The following is an 18,730-nucleotide window of genomic DNA, read 5'->3' on the forward strand; positions in this document are numbered from 1 at the left end:
TCTTGTGATATAGTTCACTGCTCTTTGTTGACTAGTAAAGTTGTTGCAAATTTTTCAGGGTAACGTCGGTCATTTTGAGTGTTCATCGGCGAGCGTAACAATAAAGGAATTTATTAAGTGAAGCGTTTGGAGCTAAATGCTGGATTGTTGAGTAGCCCGCTATTGGCTCGGATTAAGTCCAACAATCTCGCTATTCAATCTAAACTCAGTTTGGTAGCAACGTGCATATTGATTGCAATGATCGGGTGGGTATTAGGTCAATTGGTTTGGCTTGCAATGCCTCAATCCTCTGGCATTGCTAAATGGCAGCCATCTTCTAGTTCTTCGGTCAGTACCAATAAATCTGATGCCATCGACTTCTCAGCGATCCAAAATGCCAACCTATTTGGAAAGTACAATGAGCAAAAGCCCGTTGTGGTTGAGCAACCGATCGTAAAAGACGCCCCTAAAACGCGTTTGAACCTTACCTTGGTAGGTGCTGTGGCAAGTTCGAATGCGAATACCAGCCTCGCGGTTATTGCCAATCGTGGTAAGCAAGCGACTTATGGTATTGGTGAGGAAATTGAAGGTACTCGAGCGAAATTAAAAGCTGTCTTGGTAGATCGTGTGATTATCGATAACCAAGGACGAGATGAAACCTTGATGCTTGAAGGGGTTGAGTACAAGAAGCTCTCCCAGAGCGCACAATCAAGACCCGTGGCAAAAAGTAATGTTGAAAAGGCTTCTGTTTCTGAAGAGAAGCTGGATCAGATCCGTGCTGAGATTGCACGTGACCCTAAACGAGTTTTTAACTACATCAGCATTTCAGAAGTCAAGAAGGATGGCAGTACGATCGGCTATCGCGTTTCACCAGGGCGTGAAGCTTCTTTATTTAATGATGTAGGTTTGCAAGCAGGTGATATTGCTGTGGAGCTAAATGGTATCGACTTACGTGATCCTTCTTCACTAGCAAAACTCGCTCAGGAAATGAGTAACCTGCAAGAATTGAACTTAACTGTTGAGCGAGATGGCCAACAGTACGACATCTATATCCAATTTTAATACTTAGGCACTAAGCGTAAGTTCAGGGAGACATACGTGAAACATTGGTTAAGCAAAAGCGCGTGGCTACTTGCTGGCAGCCTACTCTGCACCCCAGGCGCAATCGCGAATGATTTTAGCGCGAGCTTCAAAGGCACGGACATTCAAGAGTTCATTAACATTGTTGGTCGAAATCTAGAGAAGACCATTATTGTTGATCCATCGGTGCGCGGTAAGATCGACGTACGCAGCTACGATGTACTGAATGAAGAGCAATATTACAGCTTCTTTCTTAACGTACTTGAAGTGTACGGTTACGCAGTTGTGGAAATGGACAATGGCGTATTAAAAGTTATCAAAGCGAAAGACTCTAAAACATCGGCTATTCCTGTACTCGGCGATGCGAGTGCCAAAGGCGACAGTGTGATTACACGTGTTGTTGCGGTACGTAATGTGTCTGTACGTGAGCTGTCTCCTTTGCTTCGTCAGCTGATCGACAACGCTGGTGCTGGTAACGTGGTTCATTACGACCCTGCGAATATCATTTTGATCACAGGACGTGCTGCGGTCGTAAACCGTCTTGCTGAAATCATTAAGCGTGTTGACCAAGCGGGTGATAAAGAAATTGAGCTGGTAGAACTACGTAATGCTTCAGCAGCTGAGATGGTACGTATCGTTGAAGCATTGAATAAAACGACTAATCAAAAGAGCACGCCAGAGTTCCTAGAGCCAAAAATCGTAGCGGATGAGCGTACTAACTCGATTCTGATTTCTGGTGACCCTAAAGTCCGCGCGCGTCTGAAACGTTTGATTCGCCAACTTGACGTAGAAATGGCAACCAAAGGCAACAACCGTGTGGTTTACCTTAAGTATGCTAAAGCGGAAGATTTGGTGGATGTACTGAAAGGCGTATCTGATAACCTGCAAGCGGAAAAACAAGCGGGTCAAAAAGGTGCCTCTTCTGCCAAGCGTGGTGAAGTGGTGATTGCTGCCCATGAAGCGACCAACTCTCTAGTGCTGACGGCGCCGCCAGATATCATGATGGCACTCCAAGACGTGATTTCTCAACTGGATATTCGTCGTGCTCAAGTCCTGATTGAAGCACTTATTGTAGAGATGTCCGAAGGTGATGGCATTAACTTAGGTGTTCAGTGGGGCTCGCTAGAAACGGGTGCGATGATTCAGTATGGCAACACTGGTGCTCCGATTGGTCAGGTCATGGTTGGCTTAGAAGAAGCGAAAGACACCACAACCACAAAAGCGGTTTATGATAGTGATGGTGACTTCCTACGTAACGAGACCACTACCGAGCAAGGTGATTATACAACGCTAGCTAAAGCTCTAGGTGGAGTGAACGGCGCTGCGATGAGCATCGTAATGGGCGACTGGACAGCGTTAATTAGTGCCGTTGCTTCTGACTCAAACTCAAACATTCTATCTTCTCCAAGCATTACTGTTATGGATAACGGTGAAGCGTCATTCATCGTTGGTGAAGAAGTTCCGGTTATTACTGGTTCAACTGCTGGCTCGAATAACGATAACCCATTCCAAACGGTTGACCGTAAAGAGGTCGGTATCAAGCTAAAAGTGGTACCACAGATCAACGAAGGCGATTCTGTTCAGTTGAACATTGAACAAGAAGTATCAAATGTACTGGGCGCAAATGGTGCAGTAGATGTTCGCTTTGCTAAACGTCAGCTAAACACGTCGGTCATTATTCAAGATGGTCAAATGCTAGTTCTTGGTGGTTTGGTTGATGAGCGCGCATTAGAAAGTGAATCTAAAGTGCCACTACTGGGTGACATTCCAGTGATTGGTCACTTATTTAAGTCAACCAGTACTCAAACTGAAAAGCGTAATCTGATGGTTTTCATCAAGCCAACGATTATTCGTGATGGCATGACCGCAGATGGTATTACCCAGCGTAAGTACAACTTTATCCGTGCTGAGCAGCTATACAAAGCGCAAGAAGGCCTGAAGTTGATGGAAGATTCTAAGATTCCGGTAATGCCTGAGTTTGGCCATGAACGTCAATTGGCGCCTGAAATCCAAGCCTTTATCGATCAAATGGAAGTGAAGTAATGGTTGATATGCTAGACACCGCGCCAAGCTTGCGTCGTCTGCCATTCAGTTTTGCTAACCGCTTTAAACTGGTATTGGAGACAGAACACCCTGAGCGCCCTCCAGTGCTGTATTACGTAGAGCCGCTTAATGCAGCGGCTTTGGTTGAAGTTAGACGCGTGCTGAAACATGCATTTGTCCCTCAGCCCCTTGATAAAGAGGCGTTCGACAAAAAACTGACTGAAGCTTATCAACGTGACTCTTCAGAAGCGCGTCAACTGATGGAAGACATTGGTGCCGATGATGACTTCTTCTCATTAGCTGAAGAGCTGCCGCAAAATGAAGACTTGCTTGAGTCGGAAGATGATGCGCCCATTATTAAGTTGATCAACGCCATGCTTGGCGAGGCAATCAAAGAAGGGGCATCAGATATTCACATCGAAACGTTTGAAAAAACATTGTCTATCCGTTTTCGGGTAGATGGTGTCTTGCGTGAAGTCTTAGCTCCAAGTCGTAAACTCGCGCCATTACTTGTGTCTCGTGTAAAAGTAATGGCAAAACTGGATATTGCAGAAAAGCGCGTGCCACAGGATGGTCGTATTTCTCTGCGTATTGGTGGCCGAGCTGTCGATGTTCGTGTTTCTACCATGCCTTCATCGCATGGTGAGCGAGTGGTAATGCGTTTGTTAGATAAGAACGCGACTCGTCTAGACTTACACAGCTTGGGCATGACGCCTTCTGTTCATGATAACTTCCGTCATCTGATTGGTCGTCCGCACGGCATTATTTTGGTTACTGGTCCAACAGGTTCAGGTAAATCAACAACCTTGTATGCTGGCTTACAAGAGATCAACAGCAACGAACGCAACATCCTTACTGTAGAAGATCCGATCGAATTTGATATTGATGGTATCGGCCAGACGCAAGTGAACCCGAAAGTTGATATGACGTTTGCTCGTGGTCTACGTGCGATTCTTCGTCAAGACCCGGACGTTGTAATGGTTGGTGAGATTCGTGACTTAGAAACCGCACAGATAGCGGTTCAAGCGTCTTTGACTGGCCACTTGGTTATGTCGACTCTGCACACCAATACCGCGGTTGGCGCGATAACGCGTCTGCGTGATATGGGTATCGAGCCATTCTTAATATCTTCTTCATTGCTAGGTGTCCTTGCTCAGCGTTTGGTAAGAACACTTTGCCAAGACTGTAAAGAACCTTATGAAGCCGACAATGAACAGAAGAAGTTATTTGGTTTAACAGAGCATGACTCACTGACATTGCATCGCGCGAAAGGGTGTGAAACCTGTAACCAAAAAGGCTATCGCGGCCGTACTGGTATTCATGAACTCTTGATGCTGGATGAGAACGTTCAAGAATTGATTCATCGCGAAGCGGGTGAACAAGAAATTGAAAAAATGATTCGTTCACATACGCCAAGCATTCGCAGTGATGGTTTGAGCAAAGTGCGCCGTGGTATCACCTCTCTAGAGGAAGTGATGCGGGTGACTAAGGAAGCGTAATGGCGGCTTTTGAGTACAAAGCACTCGATGCGACGGGGAAGCGAAAGAAAGGCACTATTGAAGGTGACAACGCTCGCCAAGTCCGTCAGCGTTTGAAAGAACAAGGAATGGTGCCGATTGAAGTCGTTGAAGCTAAAGCGAAAGCTGCTAAGTCTTCAGGCGCTTCCGGTGGGTTCAAACGTAGTATTAAAACCGCAGAGCTTGCGCTTATCACGCGTCAGCTTTCGACATTGGTTCAGTCTGGTATGCCACTGGAAGAGTGTTTAAAAGCGGTATCTGAACAAGCAGAAAAGCCTCGTATTCGCACCATGATCGCTGCTGTGCGCTCTAAAGTAACGGAAGGCTATCCGTTGGCGGACAGCTTGGCTGATTATCCACATATCTTTGATGAGCTATTTCGCTCAATGGTGGCCGCAGGTGAAAAGTCTGGTCATCTCGATACGGTTCTAGAACGCTTGGCTGATTACGTAGAAAATCGTCAGAAAATGCGTTCTAAGCTGATGCAAGCCATGATTTACCCTGTGGTGTTGGTGGTATTTGCTGTCGGTATTGTCTCCTTCCTACTGGCAACAGTGGTGCCAAAGATTATTGAACCAATTATTCAGATGGGACAAGAGTTACCTCAGTCTACACAAATTTTGCTGGCTGCCAGTGAGTTTGTTCAAGAGTGGGGGCTAGTGATTTTTGTCGTGCTGGTGGTGTTATTCTACGGTTTAAAATTAGCACTACAAAAACCTAACTTCCGCCTAGCATGGGATCGAAAAATCCTTAGCTTACCTTTGCTTGGAAAAATTTCGAAAGGGCTCAACACGGCTCGTTTTGCTCGTACATTATCTATCTGTACATCTAGTGCCATCCCTATCTTAGAGGGTATGAGAGTGGCTGTTGACGTAATGTCAAACCGCTTTGTGAAGCAGCAAGTCTTATTAGCCGCAGACAATGTGCGTGAAGGCGCCAGCTTACGTAAAGCCTTAGATCAAACTCGTTTATTCCCGCCAATGATGCTGCATATGATTGCCAGTGGTGAGCAAAGTGGTGAGTTGGAGAGTATGTTGACTCGTGCAGCGGATAACCAAGATCAAAACTTTGAATCGACGGTCAATATTGCATTAGGCATCTTTACGCCAGCCCTGATTGCTTTGATGGCAGGACTCGTACTGTTTATTGTTATGGCGACATTGATGCCAATGCTTGAAATGAATAACTTAATGAGTGGATAAATTCTGGGTCAAGGCTTGTCTATAGTGACAATGGCTTGAATCTAACTTTCGGAGAAAATAATGAAAATGAAACGTAGTAAACAACAGGGCTTTACGCTGTTAGAAGTGATGGTTGTTGTTGTTATTTTGGGTATTTTGGCAAGCTTTGTTGTGCCTAACTTGCTAGGTAATAAAGAGAAAGCCGATCAACAAAAAGCGATTACCGACATCGTGGCATTAGAAAACGCATTAGACATGTACAAGTTGGATAACAGCGTTTACCCAACAACGGATCAAGGTTTGGAAGCATTAGTTTCTAAGCCGTCTAACCCAGAGCCTCGCAACTACCGTGATGGTGGTTACATCAAGCGTCTACCAAATGACCCATGGGGTAACGAGTACCAGTACCTAAGCCCTGGTGACAATGGCACCATTGATATCTTCACGTTAGGTGCAGATGGTCAAGAGGGTGGTGAAGGTCCAGCTGCTGATATTGGCAACTGGAACATGCAAGATTTCCAATAAGCCCTAGCTTAAACCAGCACTGATGAAGCGAATGCAAAAACACCTCGGTTTTACATTAATAGAAATTCTATTGGTGCTGGTTTTGTTATCTCTTACCGCTGTGGCGGTTATTACTACTTTACCTACCAGTCAGAAAGATTTATCCAAACAATACGCACAAAGCTTTTATCAGCGAGTGCAATTGCTAAATGAAGAAGCCGTGTTGAGTGGTAAAGACTTTGGCGTTCGCGTTGATGACGCAAAATCAACCTATGCTTTATTAAACCTAACTGAGGATGGCTGGCAACCTTTGGAGTTGAAGCAGATTCCAAGTAGTACCAAGTTGGAAGATGGAATCGCAATCCAACTTGAATTAGGCGGTGGTGCTTGGGATAAAGATGACCGCTTATTTGAGCCGGGTTCATTATTTGATGAAGATATGTTTGCTGATGAAGAGGAAAAGAAGAAAGAGAAGCCACCACAAGTGTTTGTCTTTTCCAGTGCCGAGCTAACCCCTTTCACGTTGTCATTTTATCCACAAGACGGTGATGCAGAGAATGACGGTTGGCGTGTTATTGGTAAAGAAACTGGGGAAATAAAACTATACGCTCCTGGTGACGAGGTGGAAGAGGATGACAATGCGATCTTCTAGAGCAAGCATTATGGGGATATCGCATCACCGAGCTAGAGGCATGACTTTACTAGAGGTATTGGTTGCATTAGCCATTTTTGCAACGGCAGCAATCAGTGTCATTCGCTCAGTCAGCCAACACATTAATACCGTCAGTTATTTAGAAGAAAAAATGTTTGCAGCAATGGTTGTTGATAACCAAATGGCCAACGTAATGTTAGACAGCAGTGCGTTGAAAGCGAAAAAGGGCACCGAAGAACTTGCCGGTCGAACGTGGTATTGGAAAGTGACGCCAGTTGCGACAACGCAGCCATTGCTGAAAGCATTTGATGTCAGTGTTGCGGTAGAAAAAAGCGCCAGTCCAATCGTAACGGTACGAAGTTATGTGGACAAGTAAATACACGGCGAGGCGAACCACTCGCCATAAAGGTTTCACCTTAATTGAGGTGTTGGTATCCATTGCTATTTTTGCCAGTTTAAGTGTTGCTGCATACCAAGTGGTTAGCCAGGTTCAGCGCAGTGACGTTTTATCGCAAGAAAAGATCCAACGTCTTAATGAGCTGCAACGAGCGATGGTCATGATGGATAATGACTTTCGCCAAATGGCCATCAGACACAGTCGCACGAATGATGAAGAGCCAGCAAAACAGCTGATTTTTTGGTCAGACTACTTATTAGATTCCGACGCCAAAGGCGTCATGTTTACTCGTTTAGGTTGGCATAACCCGCAACAGCAGTTTCCGCGTGGTGAAGTGACAAAAGTCGGCTATCGGATTAAAGATAACGTTCTTCAGCGAGTGTGGTGGCGCTATCCTGATACACCAGTGGCTCAACAAGGTATTGTGACGCCTTTGCTGACAGAGGTTGAAGAGTTCAACCTCCGATTTTATGACGGTAAACAGTGGAAAAAAGACTGGGATTCCGCCGATTCGCTACCCAAAGCGGTGTCTGTTGTGCTGACGCTAAAGGATTATGGTGAGATCAGCCGAACGTATCTTACTCCAGATGGTGAATTCCAATCGGGAGAGAAGAGTGAATCAGGAGGCAACAACAATGGCTAATCGTCAGCGTGGTGTTGCTTTAATTATTGTATTGATGCTTCTAGCAATCATGGCGACGGTTGCTGCCAGTATGTCTGAACGGTTGTTTTTGCAGTTTCAGCGCGCAACTAATCAAATAAACTACCAGCAAGCCTATTGGTACAGTCTAGGTGTAGAAGCGTTAGCTAAAATTGGTATAGAGCAGAGTTACAAAGACAGTGACACCATCAATTTGAGCCAACCATGGGCAATAAAAGATCAAATTTATCCGTTGGATTATGGGCAAGCTGCGGGAAGAATCGTTGATAAACAGGCGTGCTTTAACCTTAATGCTCTCGCTAGTGTTCAACCAACGAATGATCCAACCGCTCGGCCATACTTAGTACAAACGTGGTTGAAACTCTTGGAAGAAGCGAATGTTGAGCCCTATCAAGCTGAGGTGATCGCAGACTCTACATGGGAGTATGTTGACAGTGACACTTCGGTACGTTCGACTGCCGGGGTTGAAGATAGCACTTATGAAAGTATGAACCCTGCTTATTTGCCACCCAATGGATTGATGGCCGACAGTAGCGAACTACGCTCAATTTACCAAGTAAGTGGCGAGATATATCAAAATGTTGCGCCGATGGTTTGTGCGATACCGACAGACGATTGGCGACTGAACGTGAATACCATTGAAGTTGAGCAAGCGCCGATATTGGTTGCGATGTTTTCTCCGGGTTTGAGCAGCAGTGAAGCTGTACAACTGATAGAGAAGCGACCGTTCGATGGGTGGGACAGTATTGATGATTTTTTGGCTGAGTCTGAACTGACAGGCGTCAGCGGTGATATTAAGAAGAAAGCAAAAGGCTATCTGGGTGTAGATAGTGCTTATTTTGAATTGGATGCTCAGGTCTTAGTGGATGAATCGCGTGTGCGAATCCGCAGTCTTTTGCAAAGTACGAATCGAGAAACAGTGACGGTTGTCCGCCGTCGTTTTGGAGGGATCAGTGAGCGAGTTTCTGACCGTTCGGCTGAGTAGCGAACAACAAAGCACCATACCTTGGGTGGTATGGTCTACACAACAGCAGGAAGTGATCGCCAGTGGAGAGTTAGCTGGTTGGGAACACTTAGATGAATTGGCGGCTTACGCAGAGCAACGTCAGATCATTGCACTACTTGCTGCTAGCGATGTCGTGCTGACCGAGGTGGATATTCCTCCGGGAGCTGCACGTCAGTTTGATAGTATGCTGCCTTACTTGGTTGAAGACGAAGTGGCACAGGATGTAGATAGTCTGCACTTTACTGTTTTAGAGAAGCAAGCGAATAGCGCTCATGTTTGCGCTGTGGAGCGCGCTTGGATTCATACCATTTTGCAGCGTTTTGCTAGCCAAGGTTTGACTATCAAACGTATCCTTCCTGATGTCTTGGCACTGCCAGTCAGTGAGCACAGTACGGCTCTATCACTGGGAGAGCAATGGTTGATTCGTCATAACGAATACCACGGTGCTGCCGTAGATAGCGCATGGCTTGATCTTTATCTTTCTGCCTATGGGCAAGAGCAAACAGAATGGAAACTCGAAAGCTACAGTACTATCCCAGATAACAACGTACCTGATGTATGGGTGGCAAAGCCAGTTGAAATGCCAATGGCCTTGTTAGCAAAAGGCAGTGTGCAAAGCAATGTCAACGTACTGGTTGGGGAGTTCAAGCCCAAATCATCATGGGGTAAGCACTGGAAAGTATGGCAAAAAACAGCGGTGGCAGCTGGAGTTCTGCTGGTGGTCTTGGTGGCTCAACAGCTCTTTACTGTACACAAGTATGAAGCGCAAGCCCAAGCCTATCGCGCTGAAAGTGAACGTATCTTCCGACAAGTCTTCCCCGGTAAAAAGCGCATACCAACCGTGAGTTACTTAAAGCGTCAAATGAACGATGAAGAGCGTCGCTTATCAGGTGGTGCTGGTGGTGAGGCCATGATGGCGTGGCTAGCTGCGCTGCCGTCTACATTGGGGCAAGTAAAAGATTTAGAGATCACAAGCTTTAAATATGATGGCAATCGAGGTGAAGTAAGAATTCAAGCTCGAAGCTCTGATTTCCAACCATTCGAACAAGCAAGAGTGAAGTTGTCAGAAAAATTCAATGTAGAACAAGGGCAGCTCAATCGCAGTGATAATGTTGTGATGGGCAGCTTTGTATTGAAGCGTTTGTGAGGTCAGGATGAAAAATTTAATCATGTCGATTCAGGCTTGGTGGAGTGGCATCTCGCAACGTGAGCAACGGTTAGTGCTGGGGTGCGGTGCTTTGGTGACCATCGGGCTTATCTACTGGGGGATATTGCAACCTATCACCCAAAGAGCCGAGTTAGCTCAATCTCGAATTCAAACTGAAAAACAGTTGCTTAGTTGGGTCGAAGATAAAGCCGATGATATTACTGCTTTACGTAGAAGTGGCGGTGTAAGCTATTCCACTCAACCACTGAACCAGATTGTCTCTTCTTCTGCTCGTCGTTATAAGGTTGAGCTGATTCGAGTCCAGCCACGAAATGAAAGTGTGCAAGTGTGGATTAAACCACTTGCGTTTAATCAATTCGTGGATTGGCTCCGTTACCTAAAAGAACAACAGGGTATTGAAGTGGAGTTTTTGGATATCGATCGTACCGAGCAAGCCGGTATGATTGATGTCAATCGATTGCAGTTTAAGCGAGGTTAGGGTGAAGCGAGTACTTCTTTACGTCTTTATATTTGTTGCCTTTTTCTCATTTAGTTTAGTTGCAGGGTTGCCTGTATCTTGGGTTCTGCAACAGGTACCTCAGGTGAGAGGGCTGGATATTCAAAACGCTCAGGGCACCGTGTGGCAGGGTAAAGCCTCTTCCGTGTATTGGCAGCGCCAAAACTTAGGTGAAGTTAACTGGGATTTTCAACTATCGGGCTTATTTACAGGTAAAGCTGAGTTTGCTGTACGTTTTGGTCGTGGTAGCGATATGGATGTACGTGGTCGTGGTTTGGTTGGTTATAGCCTAACGAGCGGTCCGTATGCCGAAAATCTTGTGGCTTCAATTCCTGCAGCAAAGGTCGTTGAGCAGACGCGCCTTCCTGTACCTGTGAGCGTAGATGGCCAACTTGAGCTGAATATTCGCCATGCGACGTATACGGCTCCTTGGTGTAAGACTGGCGAAGGTACGTTAGTTTGGAATGCAAGTGGTATTCAAAGCCCGCTAGGCAGCCTTGAGCTTGGTCCTGTGATTGCCGATCTGAGTTGCAAAGACAGCGTGCTATCAGCATCTGGTGACCAGAAGAGTAAGCAAGTATCAGCAGCGTTTTCTGCTGAGCTAATGCCAAATCAGCGCTATTCAACTAAAGCTTGGTTCAAACCTGGTGCGGAATTTCCATCGAGCATGGGTGAGCAGCTTAAGTGGCTAGGTAATCCAAATGCTCAAGGTCAATACGAGTTTAATTATCAAGGGCGCTTTTAGCCAAACTTGGAATTCATAGCGTCATCAAAGAGCTGCCACTGTGCAGCTCTTTTTGCTTTTGGATCATAGTAGGCCAAACCCTCCATTCGCTGTACAAGAAATTCAGTAGATGATTGGCTGCTTATATAAGATTATGATTTTTAACTTAATAGTATTGATGCGTACAGCTAAGAGAGCATTTGGGTTATCGTAGGCTAAATGCTCCTGTCGCTGTACAAGAGGCAAAAAGAAAGGCCACGAAGTCGATTCGTGGCCTTTTTGAAACCTAGTAATGAAGGTTGGATTGTGATCAATCCTTGCGCTGTAGAATCTCGTCCCAAGGTAAATCCGCGTCACCCAGTACGATGAAGTTTGGATTCTCCAACGTCTCGCGCTCATTGTAAGACAGCGGCTCAAGTTGTGTGCTGAGAATACGTCCGCCCGCTTCTTCCACAATGCACTGCGTAGCAGCAGTATCCCACTCGCCAGTTGGACCTAGACGTAAGTAACAGTCCACAGCGCCTTCAGCAACAAGACACGCTTTAAGCGCGGCAGAACCGAGTGGGATCAAGTCATAGTTCCAAGCGCTGCTCATGCGACCAGTAATACGGTTGATATCTTGACGACGACTGATGGCGATAGCGATGTTTTGCCCCGGGCTTTCGTGCTTGTGAGTCTGAATCTTCACGCTTTCAGACATGTCAGGAGTTTTCCATGCTCCCTTGCCGCTGTAGGCATAGTAAGTGACACCAGAAACAGGACCATAAACCACACCCATGGTTGGTTTGTTGTTGTCGATCAGTGCAATGATGGTCGCAAAGTCGCCACTGCGAGCGATGAACTCTTGCGTGCCATCAAGTGGATCGACGAGCCAGTATCGATCCCATTTCGCTCGCTGTTCTAAACTGATATCTGCCGCTTCTTCTGAAAGTACCGGGATATCGGGTGTTAGCTCACTCAATTGCTTCGTAATCAGTTTATGAGCAGCAATGTCGGCACTAGTGACTGGGGTTTCGTCGCTTTTGGTATACGCTTCATATTGCTTGTTTTCGTAGATATCGAGAATCAGTTGACCCGCACTGCGAGCGATCTCGATAACTTGTGGAAGTAAATGTGATAGATCTTTTGTCATTGGCATAAGTAATAGTCCTTTCTCACAATTATTGCGCGGCTGGTTGGCCTTATTGATTTTGGTTGTGAGTGGTGTTTGGTAAGTGCTTTAGTGCCAACATCAGTGCAGTGATACTACGTGCCTCACAAAAGTCGAGGTGAGTAAGTAACTCTTCTGCTTGTGCTAGCGGCCAGCGAACTACCTCTAATGGTTCTGGCTCGTCACCTTGTTGTCTTTCAGGGTATAAACCTTGTCCCAAGAACAAAGTCATCTTGCTTGAGAAGTAAGAAGGAGCAAGGATGACTTGCTTTAATGGTGTGAGAATGTTCGAACCAAAACCGATTTCTTCTTTGAGCTCTCGATCTGCGGCTTGGTGTGGCGTTTCTCCGGGGTCAATCAATCCTTTCGGAAAGCCCAGTTCGTAGCGTTCGGTGCCAGCTGCGAATTCTCGAACAAGGAGCAAGTCTCCTTGCTCAGTCACCGGGACAACCATCACGGCATCACGGCCACTTGGCTTCATACGCTCATAAGTGCGAAGCTCACCATTGGAGAAGCGAAGGTCGAGGGCTTCCACGGCAAACAGCTTAGATTGTGCGACCGTCTGACAAGAGAGTATCTCTGGTGGGGTCCGTTTCGACATGCGCTGGCTCCTTTGTGTCGGTTGCTCACTGAGTCAGTGAGATTTCCTAATATATGAAAAGAACGCTTGAGTTTCTAGTTTGATAAAACGTCAATAATAAAAAAGGGAAGCAAACGCCTCCCTAATTTACTTTTACTTAGCTTAAATTAGCTCAGTAGTAAGAGTGATCACCGCGATCGTGTTCAGTCGCATCACGAACTGCTGTTAGTTCACCAACAAATTGGTTTAGCAGTTCTTTTTCGATGCCCTCTTTTAGAGTGACATCAACCATTGAACAGCCATTACAGCCACCACCAAATGCGACGATAGCAATACCATCTTCTGTGATTTCAACTAGGTTTACGTGGCCACCGTGACCTGCTAGCTGTGGGTTCACTTGAGTTTGAATGACATACTCAACACGCTCTACAAGCGGTGCGTCGTCAGACACTTTGCGCATTTTGGCGTTAGGCGCTTTAAGGGTCAGTTGTGAACCCATCTTGTCTGTCACGAAGTCGATTTCAGCATCTTCAAGGAACGGTAAGCTTAGCTCGTCAACGAATGCAGAGAAACCGCTGTAAGGGATTTCAGTGTCAGTACCTTCAACCGCTTCAGGTGGGCAGTAAGATACGCCGCATTCAGCGTTTTGTGTTCCTGGATTAACGACGAACACTCGAATGTTAGTACCTTCAGGCTGTTGGCCCAAAAGGTTAGCGAAATGTGTTTGCGCTGTTTCTGTAATAGTAATATTTGACACGACGAATACCTGAGTAATTTTGTAGGCTATTGCTGCTATTTTACTCTTGTTAGCGTAACGGTCTAGTATTTTTGCTACTAAGGCATGGCAAAGCGTTCTAGATCGTATTTGGAACAGGAGTTCGGCAGATGCAGTAAATATCAATTCTTTCGACCCCAACTTCAAGTAGTAATTGACATAATTGTCGGACCGTACTGCCTGTGGTAACCACATCATCAACAATGGCGATGTGTTTTTGTTCTGGGATTCGATTTAGCTTAAAGGCATGAGCGAGATTCTCTTTTCTAAGCTGTTTTCGGTAGTGTCGTTGCGAGCGGGTATAACGCACTTTGCTAAAAAGTTGAGTATCGTGTGCTTGCGATAAGTTTTGTGCAAGGTAGCGCGTTAAGATTGCACTTTGATTGAAGCCCCTGGTGAGGTAGCGTTTCCAATGAATGGGGACGCTTGTCAATAGTGGGGCAGGGTCCGAGATTTGCTCTGCAAGTTGATGGCAAAGCCCCGACACTTGCCATAATTCACGGCGATCTTTAAACCGCTGAATTTCCCCAGCCAGTGGGAAGCTGTAATCACCTAAGGTGTAGAGTTTTTGCCAGGGTGGTGGATCCGCTAAACAAGCGCCGCAGACTAATACCTGCTCTGAATCTGTAGAGTGAAGTTGGAGTCCGCAGCGCAAACACCTTGGCTGAGGTTGTAGTAGTTCAGTACAGCTGGAACACCAACGCAGAATGGAAGGTTGCCCACTTTCGAGCGGGAACTGGCAAAGTGCACATTGGCTACCGAGAAGGCGAAACATGATGTTTTGCCAGTGATGAGATAACATACAGTTTCCTTTAGTGAGAAAACTAGCTTATCAGCATTGAAATGGTTATCCGTTCAAATTAGTAGGAGAGGTTGAGAGCATGAGCACGAAATTGCACTGGCAGTCGTTTGGCCAAGGGCCGGATTTAGTATTGCTTCATGGCTGGGGCATGAATGGCGCGGTTTGGCAGCAAACGGTAGAAGCGCTTCAGTCTCAGTTTACATTGCATGTTGTGGACTTACCCGGCTATGGACATAGTGCAAGCAGTCATGCGCAAGATCTCGCTGAGATAGCAGAAATGGTACTTCAAGGCGCACCAGAAAAGGCGGTGTGGCTCGGATGGTCATTAGGTGGATTAGTGGCTACGCATGTGGCATTGAATGCGCCAGACAGAGTGAATAAGTTAATTACGGTAGCAAGCTCGCCTAAGTTCGCGGCACAACGTCCATGGCGTGGCATTCAACCTAATGTGCTGAGTGCGTTTACTGAACAGTTAATGGAAGACTTCTCACAAACGATTGAGCGTTTTATGGCGTTACAGGCGATGGGTAGCCCTTCTGCTCGTCAAGATGTTAGGCAACTTAAACAAGCCGTGCTGTCTCGACCTCAACCAAATCCAGACTCTTTGCTGGTAGGCTTAAATATTTTGGCGGATGTCGATTTGCGCGATCAGCTTGCGCAATTAGCAATGCCTGTATTGCGTTTGTACGGTCGTTTAGATGGGTTGGTTCCGATCAAAGTAGCGCACGATCTACAAGAGGTTATGCCGGACTCGAAGCAATATATTTTTGCTCAATCATCTCATGCTCCCTTTATGACGGAATCGAAGTCTTTTTGCGATCAGCTTATTGAATTTGTCACTGAACGATAATTGGATGCAACAAGTTGCTAAAGTTGTATAAAAATTGGTCGATAAAGAAGTTGCTAAAGCGCAAGGTGTCATTTTTGTGTTTTGGCTGAATTGGCGAGTTTGGGCGATTCTTTGAGGAGGATTCGCAATGATTGTGTCACCGACCACTGTGAGTGTGCCACTGATCGCCCCATCCGTGAATGTGCAGACGGAGCAGGCTGCACGAGATAATAAAGTTCGTGAACCTGTTGCACCAACGGTCGCTTTAGCGAAAACCAACGCTGAAAGAAAAGTCAAAAGTGATGATAAAAGGCGACGTCAGTCTTCTTGGGATCCTTCCGAGCATCCCGATTATGAAATGGAGACAGAGGTTGATACTCAATATCATGAGGAACCGAAAGATGCCTTAGCGCGACTTTTCGACCTTCTCGCACTGAGTACTTATAGTAACAGCCAAGGAAAGAGTTACGCGATTCGATTCCGCTTGCCTAAGCGCATTTTGGATGCTGCGGTCAAAGAAGGATTAATGGAAAAACGCAGGAAGGTGATCAAGTTTCATTATGGTCATTCGGTTGCGCCCCATACACCGTCAGAAGTGATAGCAGTATTATGACGACTCAATATCCTATTCAAACAAAAACGCTCCAAGCAGGCTGACTGATTGGAGCGTTTTCTTTTTCGCTGTGAGAGTTCGTTAGCGGTGGAGGCCTAGGCGAGATTACTTTTTCGCTTTAGCAAACGCGGCTGCAAATGCACCACCCATTGCGTTGTTTGAGGCTGCATCATCACGGCGAGGCTGGCGACGTTGTGGCTGGTCATTACGACGCGGCGCAGCGGAACGTTGGCTGCGATTGTCTTGGCCAGGTTCATCGTTCAAACGCATGGATAGAGCGATACGCTTGCGTTGTACGTCGACTTCCATCACTTTCACTTTGACGATGTCGCCCGCTTTCACCACTTCACGTGGATCAGACACAAAGCGGTCTGTCAGTGCTGAGATGTGTACGAGACCATCTTGGTGAACGCCGATATCAACGAAGGCACCAAAGTTTGCTACGTTCGATACTACGCCTTCTAGAATCATGCCCGGCTCTAAGTCAGAAACTGAGTTCACGCCTTCTGCAAACGTCGCCGTTTTGAATTCTGGACGTGGGTCACGACCCGGTTTATCTAGCTCTTTAATGATGTCGGTAATGGTTGGCACACCGAAGTTATCGTCGGTGTAATCCACCGCATGTAGACCTTTTAGGAAGCTTGAATCACCAATCAGTGCTTTGATGTCTTTGTTGTTCTTCTCCGAGATTGCTTTTACCACTGGGTACGCTTCTGGGTGAACCGCAGACGCATCAAGTGGGTTCTTACCATCCATGATTCGTAGGAAGCCCGCACACTGCTCGAACGCCTTAGGACCCAAACGAGGTACTTTCTTCAAGGTTGTACGTGCTTCGAAACGACCGTTTTCATCACGGAAGTCGACAATATTCTGCGCGATGGTGCTCGACAAGCCCGCTACGCGCGTCAGTAGTGCCGCTGAGGCGGTGTTCACATCAACACCGACCGCGTTTACACAGTCTTCCACAATCGCATCTAGGCGTTTTGCCAGCATAGATTGGCTAACATCGTGCTGATACTGACCCACGCCGATCGACTTAGGATCAATTTTCACTAGTTCCGCTAGCGGGTCTTGTAGACGACGGGCAATCGACACCGCACCACGCAGAGACACGTCCATATTTGGGAATTCTTTTGCTGCAAGCTCAGACGCTGAGTAAACCGATGCACCCGCTTCACTCACGATGATTTTCTGAACTTTCAAGTTGCCACGTTTGATGACGTCTGCGACAAAGCTGTCGGTTTCACGTGAAGCCGTGCCGTTACCGATCGCAATCAAATCGACGTTGTACTTGCGCACCAACTGATCAACGATTTGCGCTGACTTGTCGTATTGCTTTTGTGGTGGGTGAGGGTAGATGGTTTCGGTTGCAAGCACTTTACCAGTCGGATCGACAATAGCGATCTTCGAGCCTGTGCGCAGACCCGGATCGAGGCCAAGTGTTGCACGAGGGCCTGCCGGTGCTGCCATCAACAAGTCTTTTAAGTTAGTGGCGAATACTTCGATCGCTTCGATTTCTGCGCGCTCTTTCATTGCGCCCATTAGCTCGGTTTCCATGTGCATCGATACTTTGATACGCCATGACCAGCTGATCACTTGCTTGCGCCATGCATCCGCCGGTGCGCTGCTGAGTGTCACGCCGTAGTGGTCAGCAATAATGGTTTCGCAGTAAGACTGACGTACGCCTTCTTCTTGCTCTGGATCGGCATTCATTGCCAATGTCAGGAAGCCTTCATTGCGACCACGCAGCATCGCCAACGCACGGTGTGATGGTACTTTGCTTAGTGGTTCGTTGTGGTTGAAGTAGTCTTTAAACTTCTCACCTTCTTGCTCTTTGCCTTCAACGACGCGAGCGCCCATTTCCGCATTGCGGTTTAGGTGGCCACGAATTTTCTCTAGCAGGTTCGCGTCTTCAGCGATGCGTTCCATGATGATCGCGCGCGCGCCATCCAGTGCGGCTTTGGTGTCTGCCACGCCTTTGTCTGCATCAAGGTATTTGCTTGCTTCGCTTTCTGGCTCAGTTTGCGGATGATTCCAAAGCTGGTCTGCAAGTGGCTCAAGACCGGCTTCAATCGCGATCTGACCTTTGGTGCGACGCTTTGGTTTGTAAGGTAAGTACAAGTCTTCAAGACGAGTCTTGCTGTCTGCCTGAGTGATCTCTTGTTCGAGTTCTGGCGTGAGTTTGCCTTGTTCTTGGATCGATTTCAGGATGGTTTGACGGCGATCGTCCAGTTCACGAAGGTAAGACAGACGGCTGTCTAGAGTACGCAGTTGGGTATCATCAAGGCCGCCCGTCACCTCTTTACGGTAACGAGCAATAAATGGGACTGTGTTACCGTCATCGATAAGGGTTACAGCGGCATTGACTTGCTCAGGGCGAACATTCAGCTCTTGAGCAATCATGCGACAGATAGCTTGGCTCATCCGTGTATTCTCTTTAATTCTGTTTGGGTATTGGTTGTGTATAGAACATTGGGGTCATTCATGGAATTTGCAATGTTTTAAACTAGTAACTCAAAAATTTACTGAGCGTCGGTGGACATTGGTCAATTTTGTGTCAAAACTGTAATTAA

General features: G+C 46.6%; 19 protein-coding genes. 14 read left to right on the plus strand and 5 right to left on the minus strand.

The genetic code is table 11. The annotated features are described in order from the left end of the window. Window positions 1–117: 117 nt before the first annotated feature. The 12 genes from gspC to B853_RS00495 are packed head-to-tail and all read left to right on the plus strand — an operon-like array spanning window position 118 to window position 11,429. Window positions 118–1,041 carry a type II secretion system protein GspC gene (gspC, locus tag B853_RS00440; RefSeq protein WP_038884241.1) on the plus strand — a complete coding sequence of 308 codons (924 nt, stop codon included), beginning with the start codon at window positions 118–120 and terminating at the stop codon, window positions 1,039–1,041. A gap of 36 nt (window positions 1,042–1,077) precedes the next feature. Continuing rightward, window positions 1,078–3,102: a type II secretion system secretin GspD gene (gspD, locus tag B853_RS00445; protein WP_038884243.1), complete on the plus strand. Its 2,025-nt coding sequence runs from the start codon at window positions 1,078–1,080 to the stop codon at window positions 3,100–3,102. Further along, window positions 3,102–4,601, plus strand: coding sequence for a type II secretion system ATPase GspE (gene gspE / locus B853_RS00450; protein ID WP_038884244.1), 1,500 nt, complete (start codon window positions 3,102–3,104; stop codon window positions 4,599–4,601). The genes gspD and gspE overlap by 1 nt, the downstream gene beginning before the upstream one ends. Continuing rightward, on the plus strand, window positions 4,601–5,821 hold the full coding sequence (gene gspF, locus B853_RS00455; protein ID WP_038884246.1) for a type II secretion system inner membrane protein GspF: 1,221 nt from the start codon (window positions 4,601–4,603) through the stop codon (window positions 5,819–5,821). Before gspE ends, gspF begins: the two co-directional genes overlap by 1 nt. A gap of 60 nt (window positions 5,822–5,881) precedes the next feature. After that, a complete protein-coding gene (gspG, locus tag B853_RS00460; RefSeq protein WP_010444986.1) occupies window positions 5,882–6,325 on the plus strand; it encodes a type II secretion system major pseudopilin GspG in 444 nt (147 codons plus the stop codon). 31 nt (window positions 6,326–6,356) lie between these two features. Next, the gene (locus tag B853_RS00465) at window positions 6,357–6,956 is read left to right on the plus strand and encodes a GspH/FimT family pseudopilin (RefSeq protein ID WP_038884247.1); all 600 of its coding nucleotides are present in this window, start codon (window positions 6,357–6,359) and stop codon (window positions 6,954–6,956) included. Beyond that, window positions 6,937–7,332 carry a type II secretion system minor pseudopilin GspI gene (gene gspI / locus B853_RS00470; protein WP_045386198.1) on the plus strand — a complete coding sequence of 132 codons (396 nt, stop codon included), beginning with the start codon at window positions 6,937–6,939 and terminating at the stop codon, window positions 7,330–7,332. The genes B853_RS00465 and gspI overlap by 20 nt, the downstream gene beginning before the upstream one ends. After that, window positions 7,319–7,996 (plus strand): type II secretion system minor pseudopilin GspJ, encoded by a 678-nt coding sequence (gene gspJ / locus B853_RS00475; RefSeq protein WP_038884248.1) that lies wholly within the window; start codon window positions 7,319–7,321, stop codon window positions 7,994–7,996. Before gspI ends, gspJ begins: the two co-directional genes overlap by 14 nt. Further along, window positions 7,989–8,999, plus strand: coding sequence for a type II secretion system minor pseudopilin GspK (gene gspK, locus B853_RS00480; RefSeq protein WP_010444994.1), 1,011 nt, complete (start codon window positions 7,989–7,991; stop codon window positions 8,997–8,999). The genes gspJ and gspK overlap by 8 nt, the downstream gene beginning before the upstream one ends. Further along, window positions 8,968–10,167 (plus strand): type II secretion system protein GspL, encoded by a 1,200-nt coding sequence (gene gspL, locus B853_RS00485; protein ID WP_038884249.1) that lies wholly within the window; start codon window positions 8,968–8,970, stop codon window positions 10,165–10,167. The genes gspK and gspL overlap by 32 nt, the downstream gene beginning before the upstream one ends. A gap of 7 nt (window positions 10,168–10,174) precedes the next feature. After that, complete coding sequence (locus tag B853_RS00490) at window positions 10,175–10,666, plus strand: type II secretion system protein M (RefSeq protein WP_045386204.1); 492 nt, start codon at window positions 10,175–10,177, stop codon at window positions 10,664–10,666. 1 nt (window position 10,667) lies between these two features. Continuing rightward, complete coding sequence (locus tag B853_RS00495; protein ID WP_038883394.1) at window positions 10,668–11,429, plus strand: type II secretion system protein N; 762 nt, start codon at window positions 10,668–10,670, stop codon at window positions 11,427–11,429. Window positions 11,430–11,718: 289 nt separating this feature from the next. Here the strand turns inward: B853_RS00495 and cysQ are convergent, their stop codons facing one another. The 4 genes from cysQ to B853_RS00515 all read right to left on the minus strand — a co-directional run bounded on the left by cysQ (window position 11,719) and on the right by B853_RS00515 (window position 14,715). After that, on the minus strand, window positions 11,719–12,546 hold the full coding sequence (gene cysQ / locus B853_RS00500; protein WP_038883396.1) for a 3'(2'),5'-bisphosphate nucleotidase CysQ: 828 nt from the start codon (window positions 12,544–12,546) through the stop codon (window positions 11,719–11,721). Window positions 12,547–12,589: 43 nt separating this feature from the next. Then, complete coding sequence (gene nudE, locus B853_RS00505) at window positions 12,590–13,159, minus strand: ADP compounds hydrolase NudE (RefSeq protein WP_010445006.1); 570 nt, start codon at window positions 13,157–13,159, stop codon at window positions 12,590–12,592. A 151-nt stretch (window positions 13,160–13,310) separates the two neighbouring features. After that, window positions 13,311–13,895: a Fe-S biogenesis protein NfuA gene (nfuA, locus tag B853_RS00510; RefSeq protein WP_010445007.1), complete on the minus strand. Its 585-nt coding sequence runs from the start codon at window positions 13,893–13,895 to the stop codon at window positions 13,311–13,313. 97 nt (window positions 13,896–13,992) lie between these two features. Beyond that, window positions 13,993–14,715, minus strand: a complete 723-nt coding sequence (locus tag B853_RS00515) for an amidophosphoribosyltransferase (protein WP_038883398.1) — start codon at window positions 14,713–14,715, stop codon at window positions 13,993–13,995. 79 nt (window positions 14,716–14,794) lie between these two features. Between B853_RS00515 and bioH the strand changes: the two genes are divergently transcribed. Both bioH and B853_RS00525 read left to right on the plus strand, forming a co-directional pair. Then, on the plus strand, window positions 14,795–15,565 hold the full coding sequence (gene bioH / locus B853_RS00520; protein ID WP_038883400.1) for a pimeloyl-ACP methyl ester esterase BioH: 771 nt from the start codon (window positions 14,795–14,797) through the stop codon (window positions 15,563–15,565). Window positions 15,566–15,692: 127 nt separating this feature from the next. Next, the gene (locus tag B853_RS00525) at window positions 15,693–16,157 is read left to right on the plus strand and encodes a hypothetical protein (protein ID WP_038883402.1); all 465 of its coding nucleotides are present in this window, start codon (window positions 15,693–15,695) and stop codon (window positions 16,155–16,157) included. A 105-nt stretch (window positions 16,158–16,262) separates the two neighbouring features. Here B853_RS00525 and B853_RS00530 read toward each other — a convergent pair whose 3' ends face one another. Then, the gene (locus tag B853_RS00530) at window positions 16,263–18,581 is read right to left on the minus strand and encodes a Tex family protein (protein ID WP_038883403.1); all 2,319 of its coding nucleotides are present in this window, start codon (window positions 18,579–18,581) and stop codon (window positions 16,263–16,265) included. Window positions 18,582–18,730 lie beyond the last annotated feature (149 nt).

Origin of the sequence: Vibrio rotiferianus CAIM 577 = LMG 21460, from assembly GCF_002741985.1 — a bacterium.
GTDB lineage: Bacteria > Pseudomonadota > Gammaproteobacteria > Enterobacterales > Vibrionaceae > Vibrio > Vibrio rotiferianus.

Coding starts and splice junctions, on each gene's coding strand:
- gspF (WP_038884246.1), top strand. CDS start 4,601: ATGGCGGCTTTTGAGTACAAAGCACTCGATGCGACGGGGAAGCGAAAG.
- B853_RS00490 (WP_045386204.1), top strand. CDS start 10,175: ATGAAAAATTTAATCATGTCGATTCAGGCTTGGTGGAGTGGCATCTCG.
- B853_RS00515 (WP_038883398.1), bottom strand. CDS start 14,715: ATGTTATCTCATCACTGGCAAAACATCATGTTTCGCCTTCTCGGTAGC.
- gspJ (WP_038884248.1), top strand. CDS start 7,319: ATGTGGACAAGTAAATACACGGCGAGGCGAACCACTCGCCATAAAGGT.
- B853_RS00530 (WP_038883403.1), bottom strand. CDS start 18,581: ATGAGCCAAGCTATCTGTCGCATGATTGCTCAAGAGCTGAATGTTCGC.
- gspG (WP_010444986.1), top strand. CDS start 5,882: ATGAAAATGAAACGTAGTAAACAACAGGGCTTTACGCTGTTAGAAGTG.
- bioH (WP_038883400.1), top strand. CDS start 14,795: ATGAGCACGAAATTGCACTGGCAGTCGTTTGGCCAAGGGCCGGATTTA.
- B853_RS00525 (WP_038883402.1), top strand. CDS start 15,693: ATGATTGTGTCACCGACCACTGTGAGTGTGCCACTGATCGCCCCATCC.
- cysQ (WP_038883396.1), bottom strand. CDS start 12,546: ATGCCAATGACAAAAGATCTATCACATTTACTTCCACAAGTTATCGAG.
- gspI (WP_045386198.1), top strand. CDS start 6,937: ATGACAATGCGATCTTCTAGAGCAAGCATTATGGGGATATCGCATCAC.
- B853_RS00465 (WP_038884247.1), top strand. CDS start 6,357: ATGCAAAAACACCTCGGTTTTACATTAATAGAAATTCTATTGGTGCTG.
- nudE (WP_010445006.1), bottom strand. CDS start 13,159: ATGTCGAAACGGACCCCACCAGAGATACTCTCTTGTCAGACGGTCGCA.
- gspK (WP_010444994.1), top strand. CDS start 7,989: ATGGCTAATCGTCAGCGTGGTGTTGCTTTAATTATTGTATTGATGCTT.
- gspE (WP_038884244.1), top strand. CDS start 3,102: ATGGTTGATATGCTAGACACCGCGCCAAGCTTGCGTCGTCTGCCATTC.